16 protein-coding genes are annotated in these 18,623 nt (G+C 73.1%); 4 read left to right on the top strand and 12 right to left on the bottom strand.

Annotated features, from left to right (window positions below; genetic code table 11):
* Positions 1 to 70: 70 nt before the first annotated feature.
* Positions 71 to 922 (bottom strand): lipoyl(octanoyl) transferase LipB, encoded by an 852-nt coding sequence (gene lipB / locus FHS39_RS08915; protein ID WP_184348078.1) that lies wholly within the window; start codon positions 920 to 922, stop codon positions 71 to 73.
* A gap of 280 nt (positions 923 to 1,202) precedes the next feature.
* On the opposite strand from lipB, the gene FHS39_RS08920 reads away from it, so the two are divergent.
* Positions 1,203 to 2,651, top strand: coding sequence for an NsdA family TPR-like regulatory protein (locus FHS39_RS08920; RefSeq protein ID WP_184348080.1), 1,449 nt, complete (start codon positions 1,203 to 1,205; stop codon positions 2,649 to 2,651).
* Positions 2,652 to 2,713: 62 nt separating this feature from the next.
* Here FHS39_RS08920 and FHS39_RS08925 read toward each other — a convergent pair whose 3' ends face one another.
* Entirely contained in the window at positions 2,714 to 4,036 is a 1,323-nt protein-coding gene (locus FHS39_RS08925; RefSeq protein WP_184348082.1) for an FAD-dependent oxidoreductase, read from the bottom strand.
* Between the two features lie 176 nt (positions 4,037 to 4,212).
* Entirely contained in the window at positions 4,213 to 5,118 is a 906-nt protein-coding gene (locus tag FHS39_RS08930) for a TIGR01777 family oxidoreductase (protein ID WP_184348084.1), read from the bottom strand.
* A 63-nt stretch (positions 5,119 to 5,181) separates the two neighbouring features.
* Between FHS39_RS08930 and FHS39_RS08935 the strand changes: the two genes are divergently transcribed.
* Positions 5,182 to 5,676: a GNAT family N-acetyltransferase gene (locus tag FHS39_RS08935; RefSeq protein WP_184348086.1), complete on the top strand. Its 495-nt coding sequence runs from the start codon at positions 5,182 to 5,184 to the stop codon at positions 5,674 to 5,676.
* Here the strand turns inward: FHS39_RS08935 and FHS39_RS08940 are convergent.
* Positions 5,666 to 6,187 (bottom strand): DUF4240 domain-containing protein, encoded by a 522-nt coding sequence (locus FHS39_RS08940; protein WP_184348818.1) that lies wholly within the window; start codon positions 6,185 to 6,187, stop codon positions 5,666 to 5,668. The two genes, FHS39_RS08935 and FHS39_RS08940, sit on opposite strands and share 11 nt — an antisense overlap.
* A 177-nt stretch (positions 6,188 to 6,364) precedes the next feature.
* Between FHS39_RS08940 and FHS39_RS08945 the strand changes: the two genes are divergently transcribed.
* A complete protein-coding gene (locus FHS39_RS08945) occupies positions 6,365 to 7,309 on the top strand; it encodes an SDR family oxidoreductase (protein WP_343069454.1) in 945 nt (314 codons plus the stop codon).
* Here the strand turns inward: FHS39_RS08945 and FHS39_RS08950 are convergent.
* The 6 genes from FHS39_RS08950 to FHS39_RS08975 form a co-directional block, all read right to left on the bottom strand.
* Positions 7,300 to 8,271 (bottom strand): helix-turn-helix transcriptional regulator, encoded by a 972-nt coding sequence (locus FHS39_RS08950; protein WP_184348088.1) that lies wholly within the window; start codon positions 8,269 to 8,271, stop codon positions 7,300 to 7,302. The genes FHS39_RS08945 and FHS39_RS08950 overlap by 10 nt on opposite strands.
* Before the next feature lie 267 nt (positions 8,272 to 8,538).
* Positions 8,539 to 9,162 (bottom strand): GntR family transcriptional regulator, encoded by a 624-nt coding sequence (locus FHS39_RS08955; protein ID WP_045931983.1) that lies wholly within the window; start codon positions 9,160 to 9,162, stop codon positions 8,539 to 8,541.
* Between the two features lie 138 nt (positions 9,163 to 9,300).
* Positions 9,301 to 11,064 (bottom strand): 2-oxoglutarate dehydrogenase, E2 component, dihydrolipoamide succinyltransferase, encoded by a 1,764-nt coding sequence (gene sucB / locus FHS39_RS08960; protein ID WP_184348090.1) that lies wholly within the window; start codon positions 11,062 to 11,064, stop codon positions 9,301 to 9,303.
* Positions 11,065 to 11,113: 49 nt separating this feature from the next.
* Positions 11,114 to 12,502, bottom strand: coding sequence for a dihydrolipoyl dehydrogenase (gene lpdA, locus FHS39_RS08965; protein ID WP_184348092.1), 1,389 nt, complete (start codon positions 12,500 to 12,502; stop codon positions 11,114 to 11,116).
* Between the two features lie 309 nt (positions 12,503 to 12,811).
* Positions 12,812 to 14,347 (bottom strand): leucyl aminopeptidase, encoded by a 1,536-nt coding sequence (locus FHS39_RS08970; RefSeq protein WP_184348094.1) that lies wholly within the window; start codon positions 14,345 to 14,347, stop codon positions 12,812 to 12,814.
* Between the two features lie 168 nt (positions 14,348 to 14,515).
* Positions 14,516 to 15,313, bottom strand: coding sequence for an adenosylcobinamide-GDP ribazoletransferase (locus FHS39_RS08975; protein WP_184348096.1), 798 nt, complete (start codon positions 15,311 to 15,313; stop codon positions 14,516 to 14,518).
* Between the two features lie 83 nt (positions 15,314 to 15,396).
* On the opposite strand from FHS39_RS08975, the gene FHS39_RS08980 reads away from it, so the two are divergent.
* Complete coding sequence (locus tag FHS39_RS08980) at positions 15,397 to 16,134, top strand: hypothetical protein (RefSeq protein ID WP_184348820.1); 738 nt, start codon at positions 15,397 to 15,399, stop codon at positions 16,132 to 16,134.
* On the opposite strand, the gene FHS39_RS08985 is transcribed toward FHS39_RS08980, so the two are convergent.
* Both FHS39_RS08985 and FHS39_RS08990 read right to left on the bottom strand, forming a co-directional pair.
* Positions 16,101 to 16,820, bottom strand: coding sequence for a hypothetical protein (locus tag FHS39_RS08985; RefSeq protein ID WP_184348098.1), 720 nt, complete (start codon positions 16,818 to 16,820; stop codon positions 16,101 to 16,103). The two genes, FHS39_RS08980 and FHS39_RS08985, sit on opposite strands and share 34 nt — an antisense overlap.
* Positions 16,817 to 18,583: a phosphatidylglycerol lysyltransferase domain-containing protein gene (locus FHS39_RS08990; RefSeq protein WP_184348100.1), complete on the bottom strand. Its 1,767-nt coding sequence runs from the start codon at positions 18,581 to 18,583 to the stop codon at positions 16,817 to 16,819. The genes FHS39_RS08985 and FHS39_RS08990 overlap by 4 nt, the downstream gene beginning before the upstream one ends.
* Between the last annotated feature and the right edge of the window lie 40 nt (positions 18,584 to 18,623).

Raw genomic sequence — 18,623 nt, forward strand, 5'->3', positions numbered from 1 at the left:
CCCGTTATTCGTACGCTCTTACTGCCCTGGCAACCCGGAGGGCCGGGGGCGCATTCCCTTGCGGGATTTCCTACGGGGTGGCTGCCGGTATCACAGGGGCCACTGCGGCCTCTGTGGTCTCCGCCGTCCCCACCGTCGCCTCCACCACCCTCGGCCGCGGCTCGTCGGCCGTCAGGACCTCCCGCAGGTGCTTCTCCACCAGCGGCAGGAACTCGGCCACGGGCACCCGGCGCCCCAGCTCGTTCGAGAGCGAGGTCACGCCGGCGTCGCGGATGCCGCAGGGCACGATCCGGTCGAACCAGGTGTTGTCGGGATCACAGTTCAGCGCGAACCCGTGCATGGTCACGCCCTTGGCGATCCGGATGCCGATCGCCGCCAGCTTCCGGTCCTCGCGGCGCTGGCCGGCGTTGGAGGGGGCGTACTCCGGGCCGTTCAGCCGCGGGTCGAACTCCTCGTCCGTCAACCGCGGGTCGAAGTCCAGGCTGAGCCCGCCGATCGCCGGGCGCTGGTCCACCGGGTCGCCCAGTACCCAGACGCCGCTTCGACCCTCGATCCGCGTGGTCTCCAGGCCCAGCTCCGCGCAGGCCCGGATCAGCGCCTCCTCCAGGCGGCGGACGTGCGCGATGACGTCCACCGGGCGCGGGAGTTTGAGGATCGGGTAGCCGACGAGCTGGCCGGGGCCGTGCCAGGTGATCTTGCCGCCGCGGTCCACGTCGACGACCGGGGTGCCGTCCAGGGGGCGCTCGCTGTCCTCCGTGCGCCGTCCGGCCGTGTAGACGGCCGGGTGTTCCAGCAGCAGGCACGTGTCCGGAATCTCGTCCGCGAACCGCGCCGCGTGGACCCTGCGCTGCTCCTGCCACGCCTCCTGGTACTCGACGGCGTCCGCCCCGAAGCCCAGGTGGACAAAGCGCAGCTCACTCACGGCAGCTCCTCTTCGGGCCCGCTCTGCGGCCCGCCCTTGCTCGTACTCGGTGGTCGCGCCCGGGCGCCTGTCGGTGCCCCGTACACCCTTGCCACTGTACGGCGGCGGACGGGCGTTCCTGCAGGCGGCCGTCGGGCCGAGCGCCGCCCGGCGCCTTCGATACCTATTTGATCTGTCCTCACACGATCGGATGAATGCGGGGCGAAGGTCGCGATCAGGGCGTTGGGGACCGCTAAGTTCACGCCGTTCCAGAACAAAGATCAGGGAGACCGGCAGGCTGATGACGGAACGACCCCCACAGCGCATCCCCAACCGTCAGCTCGCGGCGCTCATCGCGGAGGCCGGGTTCTCCAACGCGGGCCTGGCCCGCCGCGTCGACCAGCTGGGGCTGGAACACGGCCTCGACCTGCGGTACGACAAGACCTCCGTCACGCGCTGGCTGCGCGGGCAGCAACCCCGCGGCACCACGCCCGCGCTGATCGCCGAGGTGTTCACCCGGCGGCTCGGCCGCCGGCTGTCCGCCCAGGACCTCGGGCTGGACGCGTGCGCGCCCGTCTATGCGGGGCTGGAATTCGCGGCTTCGCCCGAAGAGGCCATCGACATCGTCAGCGGCCTGTGGAGAAAGGACTCCGGGAGCCATACAGAGCTACGCAAGATCGCGTTCACACCGGCCGGGCTGGTGGTGCCCAGCCGCGACTGGCTGATCGGGCGCGCGGACGAACGGGTGGCGCGCGGAGCGGCGCCCGCGCCCTCGGGCGAGGGTGCGCGCCTGCCACTGCAGGCGCGCGGTTCGGCACCGCGCCAGCGGCTTGCCGAGCGCGCCCCCGGCAGCCGCGTCACCATGGGCGACATCGCCGCGCTGCGCTCCGTCGGCGAGCTGTTCCGCACCATCGACCACGCCTACGGGGGCGGGCACGCCCGGCAGGCGCTCGTGCGCTACCTGGAGCACGAGACCGAGCCGATGCTGCGCGGCACGTACGGGGAGACGACCGGGCGGCGGCTGTTCGCCGCGGCCGCCGACCTCACCCGGCTCGCCGGGTGGACCTCGTACGACATCGCCGCGCACGGCCTCGCCCAGCGCTACTACGTCCAGGCGCTGCGGCTCGCACAGGCCGCCGGGGACCGGGCGTACGGCAGCTATGTGCTGGTCACCATGAGCCGGCAGGCCGTCTACCTCGGGCACGGCCGGGAAGCGGTGCAGCTGGCGCGGGTGGCCCAGCAGGGGGCCGGATCCGGCGCCCCGCCCGTCGTCCAGTCGCTGCTGCAAGCCGTCGAGGCGCGCGGGCACGGCGTGCTGGGCGAGGTGCGGGCGTGCTCGGCGTCCATGGCGCGGGCCGAGCGGGCGCTGGAGACCTCCCGGCCGGGGGACGACGTGCCGTACTGGGCGCGGTTCTTCGACGAGGCGCATCTGGCGGACGAGTTCGCACACTGCAACCGGGACCTCCAGCAGTACCGGGCCGCCGCGCAGCACGCGGAGCGGTCGCTGCAGCTGCGCAGCCCGGCGTACGCGCGGAGCCGGCTGTTCTGCCGGGTGGTGCTGGCGTCGGCCCGGCTCGGCCTCGGCGAGCTGGAGCAGGCGTGCGCGCTGGGCGTGGAGGCGGCGCAACAGGCGGCGGAGATGCGGTCGGTCAGGGCGCTGGAGTACGTACGCGACTTCGAGCGCCGCCTGGAGCCGTACCGGGACGCGGCGCCGGTCCGCTCCTACCGCGAAAAGGTGGCGGGGCTCTAGGCCGTGTCCGGGTGGGCGGGTGGGAGACCCACCCGCCCACGAAGGTGCGCCTGGCGCAGGGTTCAGGCGGCCCGCAGCGCCTGCGCTCCGTATCCCGGGCGGATGCCCAGGTCGCGCAGGACCGCGTGGGCCGCGCGGCGGCCCGAGAAGAGGGCGCCCTGGACCGTGCTGGTGTCGCGGTGGTCGCCGCAGACGTAGAGGCCCGACAGGAGGCGGACCGGGCGGCGTACGTCGTGCGGGGCCGGCATCGCCGGGACGGCGTCCGGGTCGTGATGGGCGGAGACCAGCTCCCAGCCGGCCGTGGACGTGTCGTAGACGCGGGCCAGTTGGGCCCTCGCCGCGCGCTCCAGTTCGGTGACGGGCAGGGACGCGGCCGCGCCCAGGACCGTGGAGGTGATCAGGGGGCGGCCCGCGGGCGCCCGGTCCGGGTCCACGGCGCTCGCCACCGTCGTGTGCGCCACCGGGCCCCGGCGGCCCGCGGTGAGGATCAGGGAGGCGTCCCGCATCGGCGGGGCGTCGCTCGTGTGGTGCAGGACCGTGACCGGGTGGAAGCCCGGCAGCCGCAGGCCGGGGATGAGCTCCGCGGCCGCCCTGGCCCCGGTGGCGACGACCACCGAGCGGCAGCCGAGGTCGCCGTGGCCGGTGGTGCTGACGTACGTGGTGCCCACGGACGTGGCGTGGACGCCCGTACGGACCGTGCCGGGCGGCAGCCGGTCCGCCAGCAGCCGGGGGATCGTGCCCGCGCCGCCCGCCGGCAGGCAGAGCCGGCCGCGGGCGTAGCCGCGCAGGACCAGGTCGGCGCAGCGGCTGGAGGTGGTGAGGTCGGGGTCCGAGAGGAGCGAGGCCAGCAGGGGGCGCAGGAAGCCCTCGACCGTGCGCGTCGGCAGGCCCCGGGAGGAGAGCGTGGCGGCCGTGGGACGGTCGGGGCGGGCCAGCATCCGGTCGATGGGCAGTGCGGCGAGGCGGGCCAGCGCCGCGCCGAGCCGGGCCTGGTCCAGGCCCGCGCTGCGCGAGGCGCGGGCCGCGGCGAAGGCCCGAGCGGTGGTGAAGGCCCGCCTGGCGCCGCGCAGTTCGCCCGTGCGGTGGTTGCGGCCGTCCGCGTGGACCAGCACCCCCGGGGTGAACGGACGCAGCCGCAGCTCGTCCAGGCCCGGTGTGCGCAGCAGCTCGGGGAAGGAGGTGTTGAGCAGCTGGCCCGTACGGTCCAGCCGGAAGCCGTCGATCACGTCGGTCGTCATCCGGCCGCCCGGGCTCGGGGCGGTCTCCAGGACGGTGACCGTCAGCCCGGCGCTCGTCAGGTGATGAGCTGCCGAGAGGCCGGCCAGGCCGGCCCCCACGATGACGACGTCAGCGTGGTGTGCGGTGTGGCGTGCGCTGCTGAGCACGTGCCCTCCCGGGGTCGGTCCGCTCGCTCGGAGGCCTGATGCCCTCAACCGGCGGCGGCGATGCGCGAGTTCGCCTCGACCGTAGAGAGAAATCCGGTCAATAACAGTCGCGCACGGGAAGAGCACGGTCGCACGGTGGTCGCATAAACCATGAGTCGGTGCTGGGGCAGGAGCTGTCAGCTGTGCCCCAGCGCCGCGCGGACGGCGCTCTCGATGTCCGGGTGGGCGAAGGTGAAGCCGGAGTCCAGGAGCCGCCGGGGTGCGACCCGCTGACTGCTCAGCACGGTCCCCGCCATCTCGCCCAGCACCAGCCGGAGCGCCGGCGCGGGCGCGGGCAGCGGCGTCGGGCGGTGCAGCACGCGCCCCAGGGCCGCCGTCACCTCCCGGTTGGTGGCCGGGCGGGGCGCGGTGAGGTTGACCGGGCCGGACAGGGCCGCATCCGCCAGCAGGTGGCGCAGCGCGGCGATGTGGTCGTGCAGGGAGATGAAGCTCCAGTACTGCCGGCCGTCGCCGAGCCGCCCGCCCAGGCCCGCGCGGAAGAGCGGGAGGAGCTTCCCGCAGGCCCCGCCCTCGCGGGCGAGGACCACTCCGGTGCGGACGAAGACGGTCCGTACGCCCGCCTCGACGGCGGCCCCGGCGGCCTCCTCCCACTCCTGGGACAGGCCGGCGAGGAAGTCGTGGCCGGGCGGGGCGCTCTCGTCGACGGTCCGGTCGCCGGTGTCCCCGTAGAAGCCGATCGCGCTCCCGCTCACCAGGACGCGCGGCGGGGTGTCCAGGGCGGTCACGGCCTCGGCGATCGCGGCGGTGCCCAGCACCCGGCTGTCGCGCAGCTCCTTCTTGTACGCCGCGCTCCAGCGGTGGTCGCCGATGCCCGCTCCCGCGAGGTGCACCACCGCCTCGCACCCCACGAGCCCGGCGCCGTCCACCCACTGCCGCCGCGGGTCCCACGCGACCTCGTCCCGCGCGCGGGGCTCGCGCCGCACGAGCCGCACCACCTCGTGCCCGTCCGCCCGCAGGGAGCGTACGAGCGCCGTGCCGATGAGTCCGGTCGAACCGGTGATCGCGATCCGCATGCGTCCCATCCTGCCCTCGGATCCCGGGAATTTCAGGGGAGCAGGGTGTGAAACGCGTGCCACAGTGGGCCGATGACGCAGCCCTTCATCCGCCCCGCCGCGCTCGCCGACGACGAGCCGCTCGGTGAGCTCGACCGCCGCAACTGGTCGCCCTTGCACGCCGTCATGCCCCGCCCGCTGCCGCCGTACGGGCCGTTCTTCGACGAACGGCACCGGCCCGAGCAGTTGCTGGTGGCGGAGGTGGGGGAGGAGCTCGCCGGGTACATCCGGCTCGTGCCGCCAACCCGGCTGGCGTGCCACGCCCATGTGCGGCAGATACAGGGGCTCGTCGTGGACGACCGGTTCCGGGGGCTGGGCATCGGCCGCGCGCTGCTGCGCGCGGCGGCCGACGAGGCGCGTGCGCAGGGCGCGGTGCGGCTCACGCTGCGGGTGCTCGGGCACAACACGCCCGCCCGGCGGCTCTACGCGTCGGAGGGGTTCACGGTGGAGGGCACGCTGCCGGGGGAGTTCCTGCTGGAGGGCCGGTACGTCGACGACGTACTGATGGGACGCCCCCTCACTCCCTGAACCGCTCCCACAGCCGCGGGAAGCGCTCCTCCAGCACCGCGTCGTCCTCCGGGTCGAAGGGCGAGCCCATCGGTTCCGCGGGCTGGGGCGGCAGGCCCAGGTCGGGGACCTCCGCCACGCCCGTCAGCTGCTCGTACGCCTCGTCGGCCGCGTAGCCGAGGTCCTCGGCGTCGCCGTCCACCTCCGGGTCGAAGTCGTCGAGGAGCTCGGCGAGGTGGTCCGGGTCGTGCACGGCGCCCTCGAAGACCTCCCGGCCCTGTCCGATCAGCCAGCAGCGGAAGCAGTCGAAGGCGTCGTCGCTGGCGCCGTCGAGCAGCACCGAGGCGGCGCCCCACAGGTCCCACAGGTAGGCGCGGTTGTAGCGCGCCTCGAAGTGGCGGGCGAAGTCCACGACGTCGTCCGGGGCGAGCTGGACCAGCCGCTCGACCAGCAGATCGGCCTGGTCCTCGGCGTCTCCCTCGGCACCCTCGCGCGTGCTGTCGATCAGCTCCCAGAACTCCGTCTCGTCCATCACGGCACCAGCATCGGGCCTGCCGGTGGGCTGCGCACGCGGAGCGGTCCGGATGCGGCCGTGTCGTTACCGGGGACAGTGGTGCGCGATGGCCGGAAATACCAGACAGGAGTTGTCCGGTATCGGTGTCAGGGTCGTCTTCGTCACCCAGGAGCGGAACGAGAGGACTCTTCGGACGTGCGTACCCAGGACGTGCAGGGCAAGAAGGACGAGGGACCACTGGCGGGCAAGGTCGCGCTGGTCGCGGGCGCCACGCGGGGAGCGGGCCGGGCCATGGCGGTGGCGCTCGGCGAGGCCGGGGCCGTGGTGTACGCGACCGGGCGCACGACGCGCGAGCGGCGCAGCGAGGTCGGCCGGGCGGAGACCATCGAGGAGACGGCGGAGCTGGTCACGGCGGCGGGCGGCACCGGCATCGCGGTGCCCACCGACCACCTGGTGCCCGAGCAGGTCGAGGAGCTCGTCGGGCGCATCGAGCGGGAGCAGGGGCGGCTCGACGTGCTGGTCAACGACGTGTGGGGCGGCGACCACCTGCTGGAGTTCGACAAGAAGGCCTGGGAGGTGGACCTCGCGGCGGGCCTGCGCATGATGCGGCTCTCCGTCGAGACGCACCTCGTCACCAGCCACTACGCGCTGCCGCTGCTCATCCGGCGGCCGGGCGGGCTGGTCGTGGAGATCACGGACGGGACGGCGGAGTTCAACACCGCGCACTACCGGGGCAACCTCTTCTTCGAACTCGCCAAGTACGGCCCGGTGCGGATGGCGTTCGGCCTCGCCGAGGAACTGCGGGAGTACGGCGGGACGGCCGTCTGCCTCAGCCCCGGCTTCCTGCGCTCGGAGGAGATGCTCGACCACTTCGGTGTCACGGAGGCCACTTGGCGGCGGGCGGTGGAGAAGGACCCGCACTTCGCCGTCGCCGAGTCCCCGGCCTTCATCGGACGAGCCGTCGTGGCGCTGGCCACCGACCCCGGCCGGGCGCGCTGGAGCGGCCGTTCCGTCTCCAGCGGCGAACTGGCCGAGGACTACGGGTTCACCGACACGGACGGCTCCCGGCCGCACGCCTTCGCCTACTTCGAGGAGGTGGTCTTCGGGGGCAAGGAGGCAACGGCCGAGGACTACCGGTAGAGCGCAGCACTGCGGGCCGCCGCCCGTGCGAAGCGTTCGCGCAGTGGCGGCGGCCCCAGCAGCTCCGCCTCGGGGCCGAGCGCCAGCAGCTGCTCGTAGGCCACGTCCAGGCTCTCGACGGGCAGGGTGACGGTGACGCGCCCTTGCCCGTCGGGCGGCGGCGCCGCCCCGACCGCTTCCCGGGTTGTCGCCGGGTCCGTCACGTGCGGCAGCCGCCGTACGCCCTCGGGGGTCAGGCGCAGCTCCACGCGGTCGCGCAGGATCGAGCGGGCGAAGCCGGCCGCCCGCTCCTCCCAGAAGGCCGGGAGGTCGAAGTCGTCCATGCGCCGGAAGGGCTCCTCGCCCACGGCGGCCGCCGTGAAGCGGTCCACGCGGTAGACGCGGAAGTCGTCGCCCGCACGGGCCGCCAGATACCAGACGCCCGCTTTCAGGACGAGCCCGTACGGCTCCAGCTCGCGCTCGGCGTCCGCGCCGGTGTCCTTGCGGCGGTAGCGGGCGGTGAGGCGGCGGTCGTCCCAGACGGCGTCCGCGATCATGGGCAGCAGCGCGGGCGGTTCGGCGGGCTGCCACCAGCCGGGCGCGTCCAGGTGGAAGCGCTGGGCCGCGCTCGACGGGGCGTCCCTCAGCTCCGGCAGCAGGGCCGCCGAGACCTTGAGGCGGGCGGCGGAGGCGGCGTCGGCCAGGCCCATCTCGCGCAGCGCGGACGGCACCCCGGAGAGGAAGAGGACTTCGGCTTCGGTCCGGCCCAGGCCGGTCAGCCTGGTGCGGTAGCCGCCGACGAGACGGTAGCCGCCGGTGCGGCCGCGGTCGGCGTAGACGGGGACGCCCGCTTCGGACAGGGCGAGGACGTCCCGGGCGACGGTGCGCTCCGAGACCTCCAGGTGCCGGGCCAGCTCGCCGCCCGTCATGGACGGGCGGGACTGGAGCAGGAGCACCAACTTGATCAGACGGGCCGCGCGCATCCCCCCATGATGCGCGGGACCGCCGACAGCGCGGGGCGCCGCGGCGTGGGGCGTGACGACAGGAGCCCGCGTGCCAGCCAGGGCAGTGGATTGAGCGCGCGGGGTCCTGTCGTCACCCCTGAGCCTCGCCGCGACACAGGACAGGGCGCGCGGCGTGGCTCCGGCGGAGACGATACGCCTTTGATCGATGATCGATCAATGCCCTTGCTGGCGGATTCCGTGGGCGGAATGTGCGGATGGTGTGTCGTCCGGGCCGACGGCGGCCCCTCAGACGCGAGGGGCGCAGCTCAGGACGTGGGTCTTCAGCAGCTCGCCGATGCGCGGATCGCGCCGCGCGAAGGCCGCCACGAGCTCGGCGTGATCCTCGGCGTGGGCCCGCGGCTCGGGGCTCAGCCAGCGGATCGACAAGGTCGTCCAGACCTCGATGCCCAGCGACTCCCAGGTGTGCAGCAGCACCGAATTCCCGGAGGCCAGCACGATCTCGCGGTGGAAGGCCACCGTGTGCCGCACCTGCGCCTCGCCGTCGCCCGTCCGGTCGGCCGCCCGCAGCGCGGCCACCTCCCGCTCCAGCGCGGAGGTGTCCTCGGCCAGGCTGCCCGCGGCCAGCTCCGCGGCCACCTGCTCCAGGCCCGCGCGCACCGGGTAGCTCTCCTTGAGGTCGGCGGCGGTCAGCTCGCGCACCCGTACGCCCTTGTTGGGCGCCGATTCGATCAGCCGCAGCGACTCCAGCTCCCGCAGCGCCTCGCGCACCGGGGTCTGGCTCACCAGCAGCTCGGCGGCAATCCGCCGCTCCACGATCCGCTCGCCCGGCTGCCAGCGCCCGCTGACGATCCCTTCGAGGATGTGCTCGCGGATCTGCTCGCGCAGCGAGTGGACGACGGGTGGTGACATGGGGCGCTCCTCGGCGGGCTCGGTCGGGGTCATGGGCTGCGGGGTCGTTGTACTGGTTGTTCTTACGCCGAAGGGCGCGGTCCCGGCTCGTAGGGATACGAAGCCGGGACCGCGCCCTGCGCTGTGCGAGCCGTGCCCTTACAGACCGATCTCGGTCTCGAACTCGGCGGCCTCCAGGATCTGCTTGACCGTCGTCAGGTAACGGGCCGCGTCGGCACCGTCCACCAGGCGGTGGTCGTAGGAGAGCGCCAGGTACGTCATGTCGCGCACCGCGATGGTCTCGCCCAGCTCCGGGTGGTTGATGACCACCGGGCGCTTGACGGTCGCGCCGATGCCCAGGATCGCCACCTGGTTCGGGGGCACGATGACCGTGTCGAACAGCGCACCGCGCGAGCCGGTGTTGCTGATCGTGAAGGTGGCGCCGGCCAGGTCGTCCGGGCTGATCTTGCTGGAACGGACCTTGCCCGCCAGCTCCGCCGTCTTCTTGGCGACGCCCGCGATGTTGAGGTCACCCGCACCCTTGATGACCGGGGTCATCAGGCCCTTCTCCGAGTCGACGGCGATGCCGACGTTCTCGGAGTCGAAGTAGGTGATGGTGCCCTCGTCCTCGTTGATCCGGGCGTTGATGACCGGGTGGGCCTTCAGCGCCTGGACGGCGGCCTTGACGAAGAACGGCATCGGGGACAGCTTGACGCCCTCACGGGCGGCGAAGGCGTCCTTGGCCTTGTTGCGCATCCGCATGATCTTGGTGATGTCCACCTCGACCACGGAGGTCAGCTGCGCCTGGCCGTGCAGCGCCTTCATCATGTTGTCGGCGATGACCTTGCGCATGCGCGGCATCTTGACCGTCTGACCGCGCAGCGGGGACGCCTCGACGGCCGGGGCCTTCGCAGCGGCCGGAGCGGCAGCAGCGGGGGCCGGGGCGGCCTTCGCGGCCTCGGCGGCGGCGATGACGTCCTGCTTGCGGATGCGGCCACCGACGCCGGTGCCCGCGACGGTGCCCAGGTCGACGCCGGACTCGGCGGCGAGCTTGCGCACCAGCGGGGTGACGTACGCGCCGTCGGCCGCGGGGGCGGCCGGGGCCGGAGCGGCCGGAGCCACCGGCGCGGGGGCCGGGGCAGCCGGGGCCGGAGCCGGGGCAGCCGGGGCGGCAGCGACGGGGGCCGGAGCCGGAGCAGCAGCCGGAGCCGGGGCGGCCGGGGCAGCGGGCGCCGGAGCCGGAGCGGCCGGGGCGGGGGCAGCGGCCGGAGCCGGAGCGGCGGCGGCCGGAGCGGCACCCGCGACACCGATGACGGCGAGCTTGGCGCCGACCTCGGCGACCTCGTCCTCACCGACGGTGATCTCCAGCAGCACGCCGGAGGCCGGGGCGGGGATCTCGGTGTCGACCTTGTCGGTGGAGACCTCGAGCAGCGGCTCGTCCTCCACGACCTCCTCGCCGACCTCCTTGAGCCAGCGGGTGACGGTGCCCTCGGTGACCGACTCGCCCAGTGCGGGCAGCACGACGTCGGTGCCGGTGGCAGCGCCCGCCGGAGCGGCGGCCGGGGCCGGGGCCGCGGGGGCCTCGGCTACGGGGGCGGCGGCGGGGGCCTCGGCCACCGGGGCCGGGGCGGCCGGAGCCTCGGCGGCGGCCGCGGCCGGAGCCGGGGCAGCAGCCGGGGCGCCGGTGCCGTCGTCGATGATGGCCAGCTCGGAGCCGACCTCGACCGTCTCGTCCTCGGCCACCTTGATGGAGGCGAGGATGCCGGACGCGGGGGCCGGGATCTCGGTGTCGACCTTGTCGGTGGAGACCTCGAGCAGCGGCTCGTCGGCCTCCACGCGCTCACCCTCGGCCTTGAGCCATCGGGTGACGGTGCCCTCGGTCACGCTCTCGCCGAGCGCCGGCAGGGTTACGGAAACCGCCATGATTGCGGTTGCTCCTTACGATTAGTGCGGATGGTGGTGCGCTCGGGACTCAGTCGTGCGAGTGCAGCGGCTTGCCGGCCAGGGCCAGGTGAGCCTCGCCCAGAGCCTCGTTCTGCGTCGGGTGCGCGTGGATGAGCTGAGCGACCTCGGCGGGCAGCGCCTCCCAGTTGTAGATCAGCTGGGCTTCGCCGACCTGCTCACCCATGCGGTCGCCGACCATGTGGACGCCGACCACGGCACCGTCCCGCACCTGGACGAGCTTGATCTCGCCCGCGGTCTTGAGGATCTTGCTCTTGCCGTTGCCCGCGAGGTTGTACTTCAGAGCGACGACCTTGTCGGCGCCGTACAGCTCCTTGGCCTTCGCCTCGGTGATACCGACCGAAGCGACCTCGGGGTGGCAGTACGTGACGCGCGGCACGCCGTCGTAGTCGACCGGCACGGGCTTGAGACCGGCCAGCCGCTCCGCTACCAGGATGCCCTCGGCGAAGCCGACGTGCGCGAGCTGGAGGGTCGGGACGAGGTCACCGACGGCCGAGACGGTCGGCACGTTGGTCTGCATGTACTCGTCGACGAGGACGTAGCCGCGGTCCATGGCGACCCCGGCCTCCTCGTAGCCCAGGCCCTGGGAGACCGGGCCGCGGCCGACGGCGACGAGCAGCAGCTCGGCCTCGAAGGTCTTGCCGTTCTCCAGCGAGACCTTCACACCGTCGGCGGTGTACTCCACGCCGGAGAAGCGGGAGCCCAGGGAGAAGTTGATGCCGCGCTTGCGGAAGGCGCGCTCCAGCAGCTTGGAGCTGTTCTCGTCCTCGACCGGGACGAGGTGGGGGAGCGCCTCGACGATGGTGACGTCGACGCCGAAGGACTTCCACGCGGAGGCGAACTCGACGCCGATGACGCCGCCGCCCAGCACGATCGCGGACTTCGGCACGCGGTCCAGGACCAGCGCGTGGTCCGAGGAGATGACGCGGTCGCCGTCGATGGTCAGGCCCGGCAGCGACTTCGGCACGGAGCCGGTGGCCAGCAGGACGTGGCGGCCGGTGTAGCGCTGGCCGTTGACGTCGACGGAGGTCGGGGAGGACAGGCGGCCCTCGCCGGTCACGTAGGTGACCTTGCGGGAGGCGACCAGGCCCTGCAGACCCTTGTACAGGCCCGAGATCACGTCGTCCTTGTACTTGTGGACGCCCGCGATGTCGATGCCCTCCAGGGAGGCCTTGACACCGAACTGCTCGGCCTCGCGAGCCTGGTCGGCGATCTCGCCCGCGTGCAGCAGAGCCTTGGTGGGGATGCAGCCGCGGTGCAGGCAGGTGCCGCCCAGCTTGTCCTTCTCGATCAGGGCGACCTCAAGACCCAGCTGCGCTCCACGCAGGGCGGCGGCGTAACCGCCGCTACCGCCTCCGAGGATCACTAGGTCGAAAACGGTGCTGGCGTCGTTCGCCACGTCACGTCCTCCATGCATGGGTACGCCGGAGCCGGTCGTCGGTGACCGGGCGGCGGCTGTTGTTCGGCCGCTTGTTTCGTCGGCCCTGTGATTAACGGGGGCCCTGTCCTGCCGAGACAACATCTTCGCACTTGTTGACGGACGACGGGACGCGGGGCCGGGGTGAGAGGCGACTGATGCGTCACCTTCACGGGGTTACTGGCGCGTACGAACGTGCGTATTCGTGCGGGTTTCGTCCGTAGCGAACAGCGGAGGGAAAAACACCTGCGGCCCCGGGCTTATGCCCGGGGCCGTACGGTTGCGGCTGTTTCAGCCCAGATCGCCCGCGGCGGTGCGCTCCGCCAGGCCGACCAGGGTGCGGACCGCCGAGCCGGTGCCGCCCTTCGGGGTGTAGCCGTAGGGAGCGCTCTCGTGGAAGGCCGGGCCCGCGATGTCCAGGTGCGCCCAGGTGATGCCCTCGCCCACGAACTCCTTCAGGAACAGGCCGGCGACCAGGCCGCCGCCCGGGCGCTCACCCATGTTGGCCATGTCGGCCACCGGGGAGTCCATGGACTTGCGCAGCTCGGCCGGGAGCGGCATCGGCCACGCCTGCTCGCCGACCTCCCCGGCGATCTCGTAGAGCGCGGTGCGGAAGGCGTCGTCGTTGGACATGACGCCGAAGGTGCGGTTGCCGAGCGCGAGGACCATGGCACCCGTCAGGGTGGCGACGTCCACGATCGCGTCCGGGTTCTCCTCCGAGGCGCGGGTGAGGGCGTCGGCCAGCACCAGACGGCCTTCCGCGTCGGTGTTGAGCACCTCGACGGTCTTGCCGCTGTACATGGTCAGCACGTCGCCCGGACGGGTGGCGGTGCCGGACGGCATGTTCTCCGCCAGGGCCAGCCAGCCGGTGACGTTGACCTCCAGGCCCAGCTTCGCGGCGGCGACGACCGCGGCGAACACGGCGGCGGCACCGCTCATGTCGCACTTCATCGTCTCGTTGTGACCGGCCGGCTTGAGCGAGATGCCGCCCGAGTCGTAGGTGATGCCCTTGCCGACCAGGGCCAGCGTCTTGGCCGCCTTGGCGTGCGTGTAGGCGATGCGGACCAGGCGGGGCGGGTTGGCCGAGCCCTGGCCGACGCCCATCAGGCCGCCGTAGCCGCCCTTGAGCAGCGCCTTCTCGTCCAGCACCTCGACCTTGAGGCCGAACTCCTTGGCCGCGGCCTGCGCCTCGGCGGCGAAGGTCTTGGGGTTGAGGTCGTTGGAGGGCATGTTGATCAGGTCGCGGGCCCGGTTGACCTCTGTGGCCACCGCGGCGGCGCGCTCCACGGCGGCCTTGAAGGCCTTGTCGCGGGGCTTGCCGCCCAGGATCGCGGCCTCGGCGAGCGGCGCGCCCTTGGCGTCGGCGGCCTTCTTGCCGCCCGCCTTGCCGTTGCTGCGGTAGGCGGTGAAGGTGTACGCGCCCAGGAGGGCGCCCTCGCCGATCGCGCCCGCGGACTCGGCGTCCTCGACGGGCAGCGCGAAGGCGGCCTTCTTGGCGCCGGTCAGCGCGCGGGCCGCGGTGCCCGCGGCGCGGCGCAGCGCCTCCTCGTCGAAGGTCTCGCCCTTCTCGGGCAGGTCACCGAGGCCGACGGCCAGCACGACCGGGGCCTTGAGGCCGGCGGGGGCGGGGAGCTTGGTCACCTCGCCCTCGCCGCCGGAGGCGCCGAGGGTCTCCAGGACGGCGGCCAGCTTCCCGTCGAACGCCTGGTCCACGGCTTCGGCGCCGGGCGCGACGACGGGGCCCTTGGGGCCCTTCGCCACACCGACGACAAGGGCGTCCGCGCGCAGCGTCGCTGCGCTGGAGGTGCTGAGAGTCAGAGCAGTCACGGTGGTGAAGTCTCTCTTCCGTTGAGTTCCTCGGCCATGGGTGCCTCCCGCAGGAGGCAGGGAAACAGGAAAAATAGGCCCGGCCGCATCTTGCGCATCGTATGCGCCGCGCTCCCGCCGCCCGGGCTCGGGCCATTGGGCAGGGCGAGCGTATCCCCGCGAGCGTGGTCAGCCCAGGGCCAGAACGAGCAACGCGACGGTCTCCGAGGACTCGGCGAGGGCGCCGAAGACGTCGCCGGTGACCCCGCCGAACCGGCGGCGGCAGCGGCGCAGCATCAGCTCGCCGCCGCCGAGGCCGAGCAGCAGGGCCGCCGCGGTGTGCAGCGCGTGGTACGGGCCGGTGGCCGCGCCCGCCGCGGCGGCGGCCGCGACGGCGGCCACGGCCACCGCATACGCGGCCGCCCTGGGCACCACTCCGGCCACCGCGGCCCCCAGCCCGTCCGGGCGGGCGGCCGGCACCCCGGCGCGGGAGGCCAGCGTCAGCGAGCAGCGGGCCGCGAGGGCGGCCAGGACGGCGGCGAGGGCGCCGTGGGCGGGACCCGCCTCGTACAGCCGGGTCAGGGCCGCGACCTGGGCGAGGAGGGTGAGCAGGAGGGTGACCACGCCGAACGGGCCGATGTCCGACTGCTTCATGATGCGCAGCGCATCCTCGGCCGGCTTGCCGCTGCCCAGGCCGTCCGCGACGTCGGCCAGCCCGTCCAGGTGCAGCCCGCGCGTGAGGACCGCGGGTACCGCGGCCGTGGCCACCGCGGCCAGCAGGGGACCCGACCCCAGCAGGTGGAACAGCAGGCCCGCGGCGGCCGCGCAGCCGCCCACCGCCAGCCCGGCCAGCGGCGCGGCCAGCATGCCGCCGCGGGCCGCCGCGCGGTCCCAGCGGGTCAGCGGTACGGGCAGCACGGTGAGGGTGCCGAAGGCGAAGCGCAGGGCGTCGCCGGGCGTGGCGCGGGAAGGGGCGGTCTCGGTCATCGCCGGAAGGGTATCCCGCTGTCCAAGGCCGGGGGTTGCCGGTATTTTGCCTGGTAAGAGCCGCAATGCGGGAGCGGGAGTTCATGGGGCACTGGCTGGACCGGAACATCATCGCGCCGGGCAAGCTGCCCCTGCTCCTGGCGTTGACCGCGTTCGTGCTCACCTTTCTGGTCACCCGGGTGATCACCAGGCTCATCCGTGCCGGGAGGGGGCCCTTCCGCAACATCCGGCCGGGCGGGCTGCACGTCCACCACGTGGTGCCGGGCATCGTGCTGATGGTCGTCGGGGGCTTCGGCGCGGTCGCCGAGGGCAGGCACGGCTTCGGGGCGGCGGTGTCGGCCGTGCTGTTCGGCACGGGCGCCGGCCTGGTCCTCGACGAGTTCGCGCTGGTCCTGCACCTGGACGACGTCTACTGGACGGAGCAGGGCCGCAAGAGCGTGGAGATCGTGGTGCTGACGGCCGCACTGGTGGGGCTGGTGCTCTCCGGCTTCGCGCCGTTCGGGGTGAACGAGCTGACCCCCGACGAGCTGCAGAGCCGCAGCATCGTGGTCACCAACACCCTCGTCAACTTCCTGATCGCCCTGTTCGCTCTGGCCAAGGGCAAGCCGCGGATCGCGCTCATCGGCTCGGTGGTGCCGTTCGTGGCGCTGGTCGGCGCGGTGCGGCTGGCCCGGCCGGGCTCGCCCTGGGCGCGCCGCTTCTACCGCAACCGCCCCCGGGCCCGCCGCAAGGCGAGGGTGCGTGCCTACCGGCACGACGCGCGCTGGGCCGCCGTGCGGCACCGGCTTCACGACCTGGTGGCGGGTGCCCCCGACCGCTGACCCCGCTGCGGGTGCGGCTGCTGCGGTGCCTTGCGGCGCCGCCAGGCCTCGTCCCCGAGGCACAGCAGCAGCATCGCCAGCACGGCCGCGATGTGCTCCTTGCCCGCCAGGTTCGGCTTGACGAGCACCTCGCACACCATCGCCAGCACCACCACCGAGCAGGTGAACCAGGCGCGGTAGCGCCAGGAGACGTAGAGCGCGAGCCCGACGACCGCCGCCGAGGGCCCGGTGTCGATGACCTTCGCGGCGTCCGGCGGCAGCCCCAGCACCGAGTGCGGGCCGATGGCGATGGCCAGCCGGGCGTACATGGTCCCGGCGAGGGTGGCCGCATAGGCGACGGCCAGGGTGCGCCGCATGCCCAGGCACGCCTCCGCGATGCCGAAGACGAAGAGGATCTGGGCGAGGGCGCCCCACACCGGCAGGTCCAGCGCGGGGACGAACAGCGAGAGCGGGGTCCGCAGCAGCGCCAGCCACCAGGGCAGCTGCGCCTGGACGGAGCCGAGGCGCTGGACGGGCTCGAAGCCCCAGGACTGGTTCTGGACGATCTGGAAGACGGCCGTGAGGACGACCGCGGTGAGCGTCATCGGAAGGGCCCGCAGCCGTTTGGCGGTCAGCGTCCCCCACACGGCCCCGTAAAGGGGACCCCATTCGGTACGCGCGGCGCGACGCAGCGCCGCGCGGTTCATCGCCGGCTCTCCAAGCGTTTGCGGTTGAGCCACTTGGGGAGGCCGGGCGCCTCCAGGAACCCCTCGGCGCGGGCGCTGGCGATGCCGATCCTCAGCAGGTCACTGCTCTTCTCGAACAGCATGAAACGAGGCTCCCAGATAGGACGGTATTTCGCATTTGCCCGGTACAGCGATTCGATCTGCCACCAGCGGGAGAAGAAGCTGAGCAGCGAGCGCCACATGCGCAGCACGGGCCCCGCGCCGAGCCGGGAGCCGCGCTCGAAGACCGAGCGGAACATCGCGAAGTTCAGCGACACCTGGGTGATGCCGAGCGCCTTGGCCTGCTGCAGGAGTTCGATCACCATGAACTCCATCAGGCCGTTGTCGGAGTCCCGGTCACGGCGCATCAGGTCCAGCGACAGCCCCTTGGGGCCCCACGGCACAAAGCTGAGCAGGGCCCGCAGCTCGCCCTTGCCGTCGTGGCACTCCAGCATCACGCAGCGGCCGTCGTCCGGATCGCCGAGGCGGCCCAGCGCCATGGAGAAGCCGCGCTCGGTCGCCCCGTCGCGCCAGTCGTCGGCGCGGCGCAGCAGCTCGGCCATCTCCTCGTCCGGGATGTCCTCGTGGCGGCGGACGCGCACGGTGTAGCCGGCGCGCTTGACGCGGTTGTAGGCCTGCCGCACGGTGCGCATCGCGCGGCCTTCCAGGGTGAACTCGGCGGTGTCCACGATGGCCTCGTCACCCAGCTCCAGGGCGTCCAGGCCGTGCCGTGCGTAGATCGTCCCGCCCTCCTCGCTCGCGCCCATCACGGCGGGGATCCAGCCGTGTTCGCGGGCCTCGGCCAGCCAGGGCTCGATGGCGCCGGGCCAGGCCTCGGGGTCGCCGATGGGGTCGCCGGAGGCGAGTGAGACGCCGCCGATGACGCGGTAGGTGACGGCGGCCTTGCCGGAAGGGGACCACAGGACGCTCTTCTCGCGGCGCAGCGCGAAGTAGCCGAGCGAGTCGCGGTCGCCGTGCCGGGCGAGCAGGGCGCGCAGCTGCTCCTCGTCCTCGGCGGTGATCGGATCGGTGGCGCGGCGGGAGCGGAAGGCCGCGAGGACGACGACGACCAGCAGCACCGCGCTCATCACGTTGATGACGACGTTGACCCAGCCGGGCGGGGCGATGCCCGCGTAGCGGGAGTCGTCGGCGGCGATCGAGACCAGCCGCATCACGCCGTAGTGCCAGCGGTCCCAGAAGGTCGAACGGTACTGGTCGTGCGCCTCGTTGGTGACCGTCACCAGCCCGGCCGCGATCAGCGAGGTGACCAGCAGGCCGCCCGCGGCGACGGCCGCGGCCAGCTTGGGGTTGGAGCGGTCGCCCTTGGCGTAGAACTCGGGGCGGCCCACCAGCAGGGCGGCCACGAAGAGCGCGGTGACCGTCAGCGAGAACCAGTTCAGGCCGTGGCGGCGGAACTCCGGGAAGAACATCACGAAGACGAGCAGCAGCAGGAGCAGCCCGGCCAGCACCAGGTTGAGGATCCATGCGGCGCGCTTGCGCCGCCGCATGGTGACCGCCAGATAGGCCGAGATCAGCGCCGGTGCGAAGCCCGCCGTCAGCAGGTAGGGGGTGAAGAACTCGTCGACGTTGTGCCGGCGGATGTCCGAGCCGAAGGACACCCAGACCGCGCCGAGCAGGTTGACGAACGTCACGACGCGCAGATACCAGACGGCGAAAGCGGCACTTCGCCGCCGCCAGATGCCACTGCGGGTGCCCTCATCCGGAGTCAAGCGGACTTCTCCCATGAAAAGTGATCATATGGGGCCCATGTCCGGCGGAATTCCG

The organism is Streptomyces olivoverticillatus (assembly GCF_014203555.1).
Classification (GTDB): domain Bacteria; phylum Actinomycetota; class Actinomycetes; order Streptomycetales; family Streptomycetaceae; genus Streptomyces; species Streptomyces olivoverticillatus.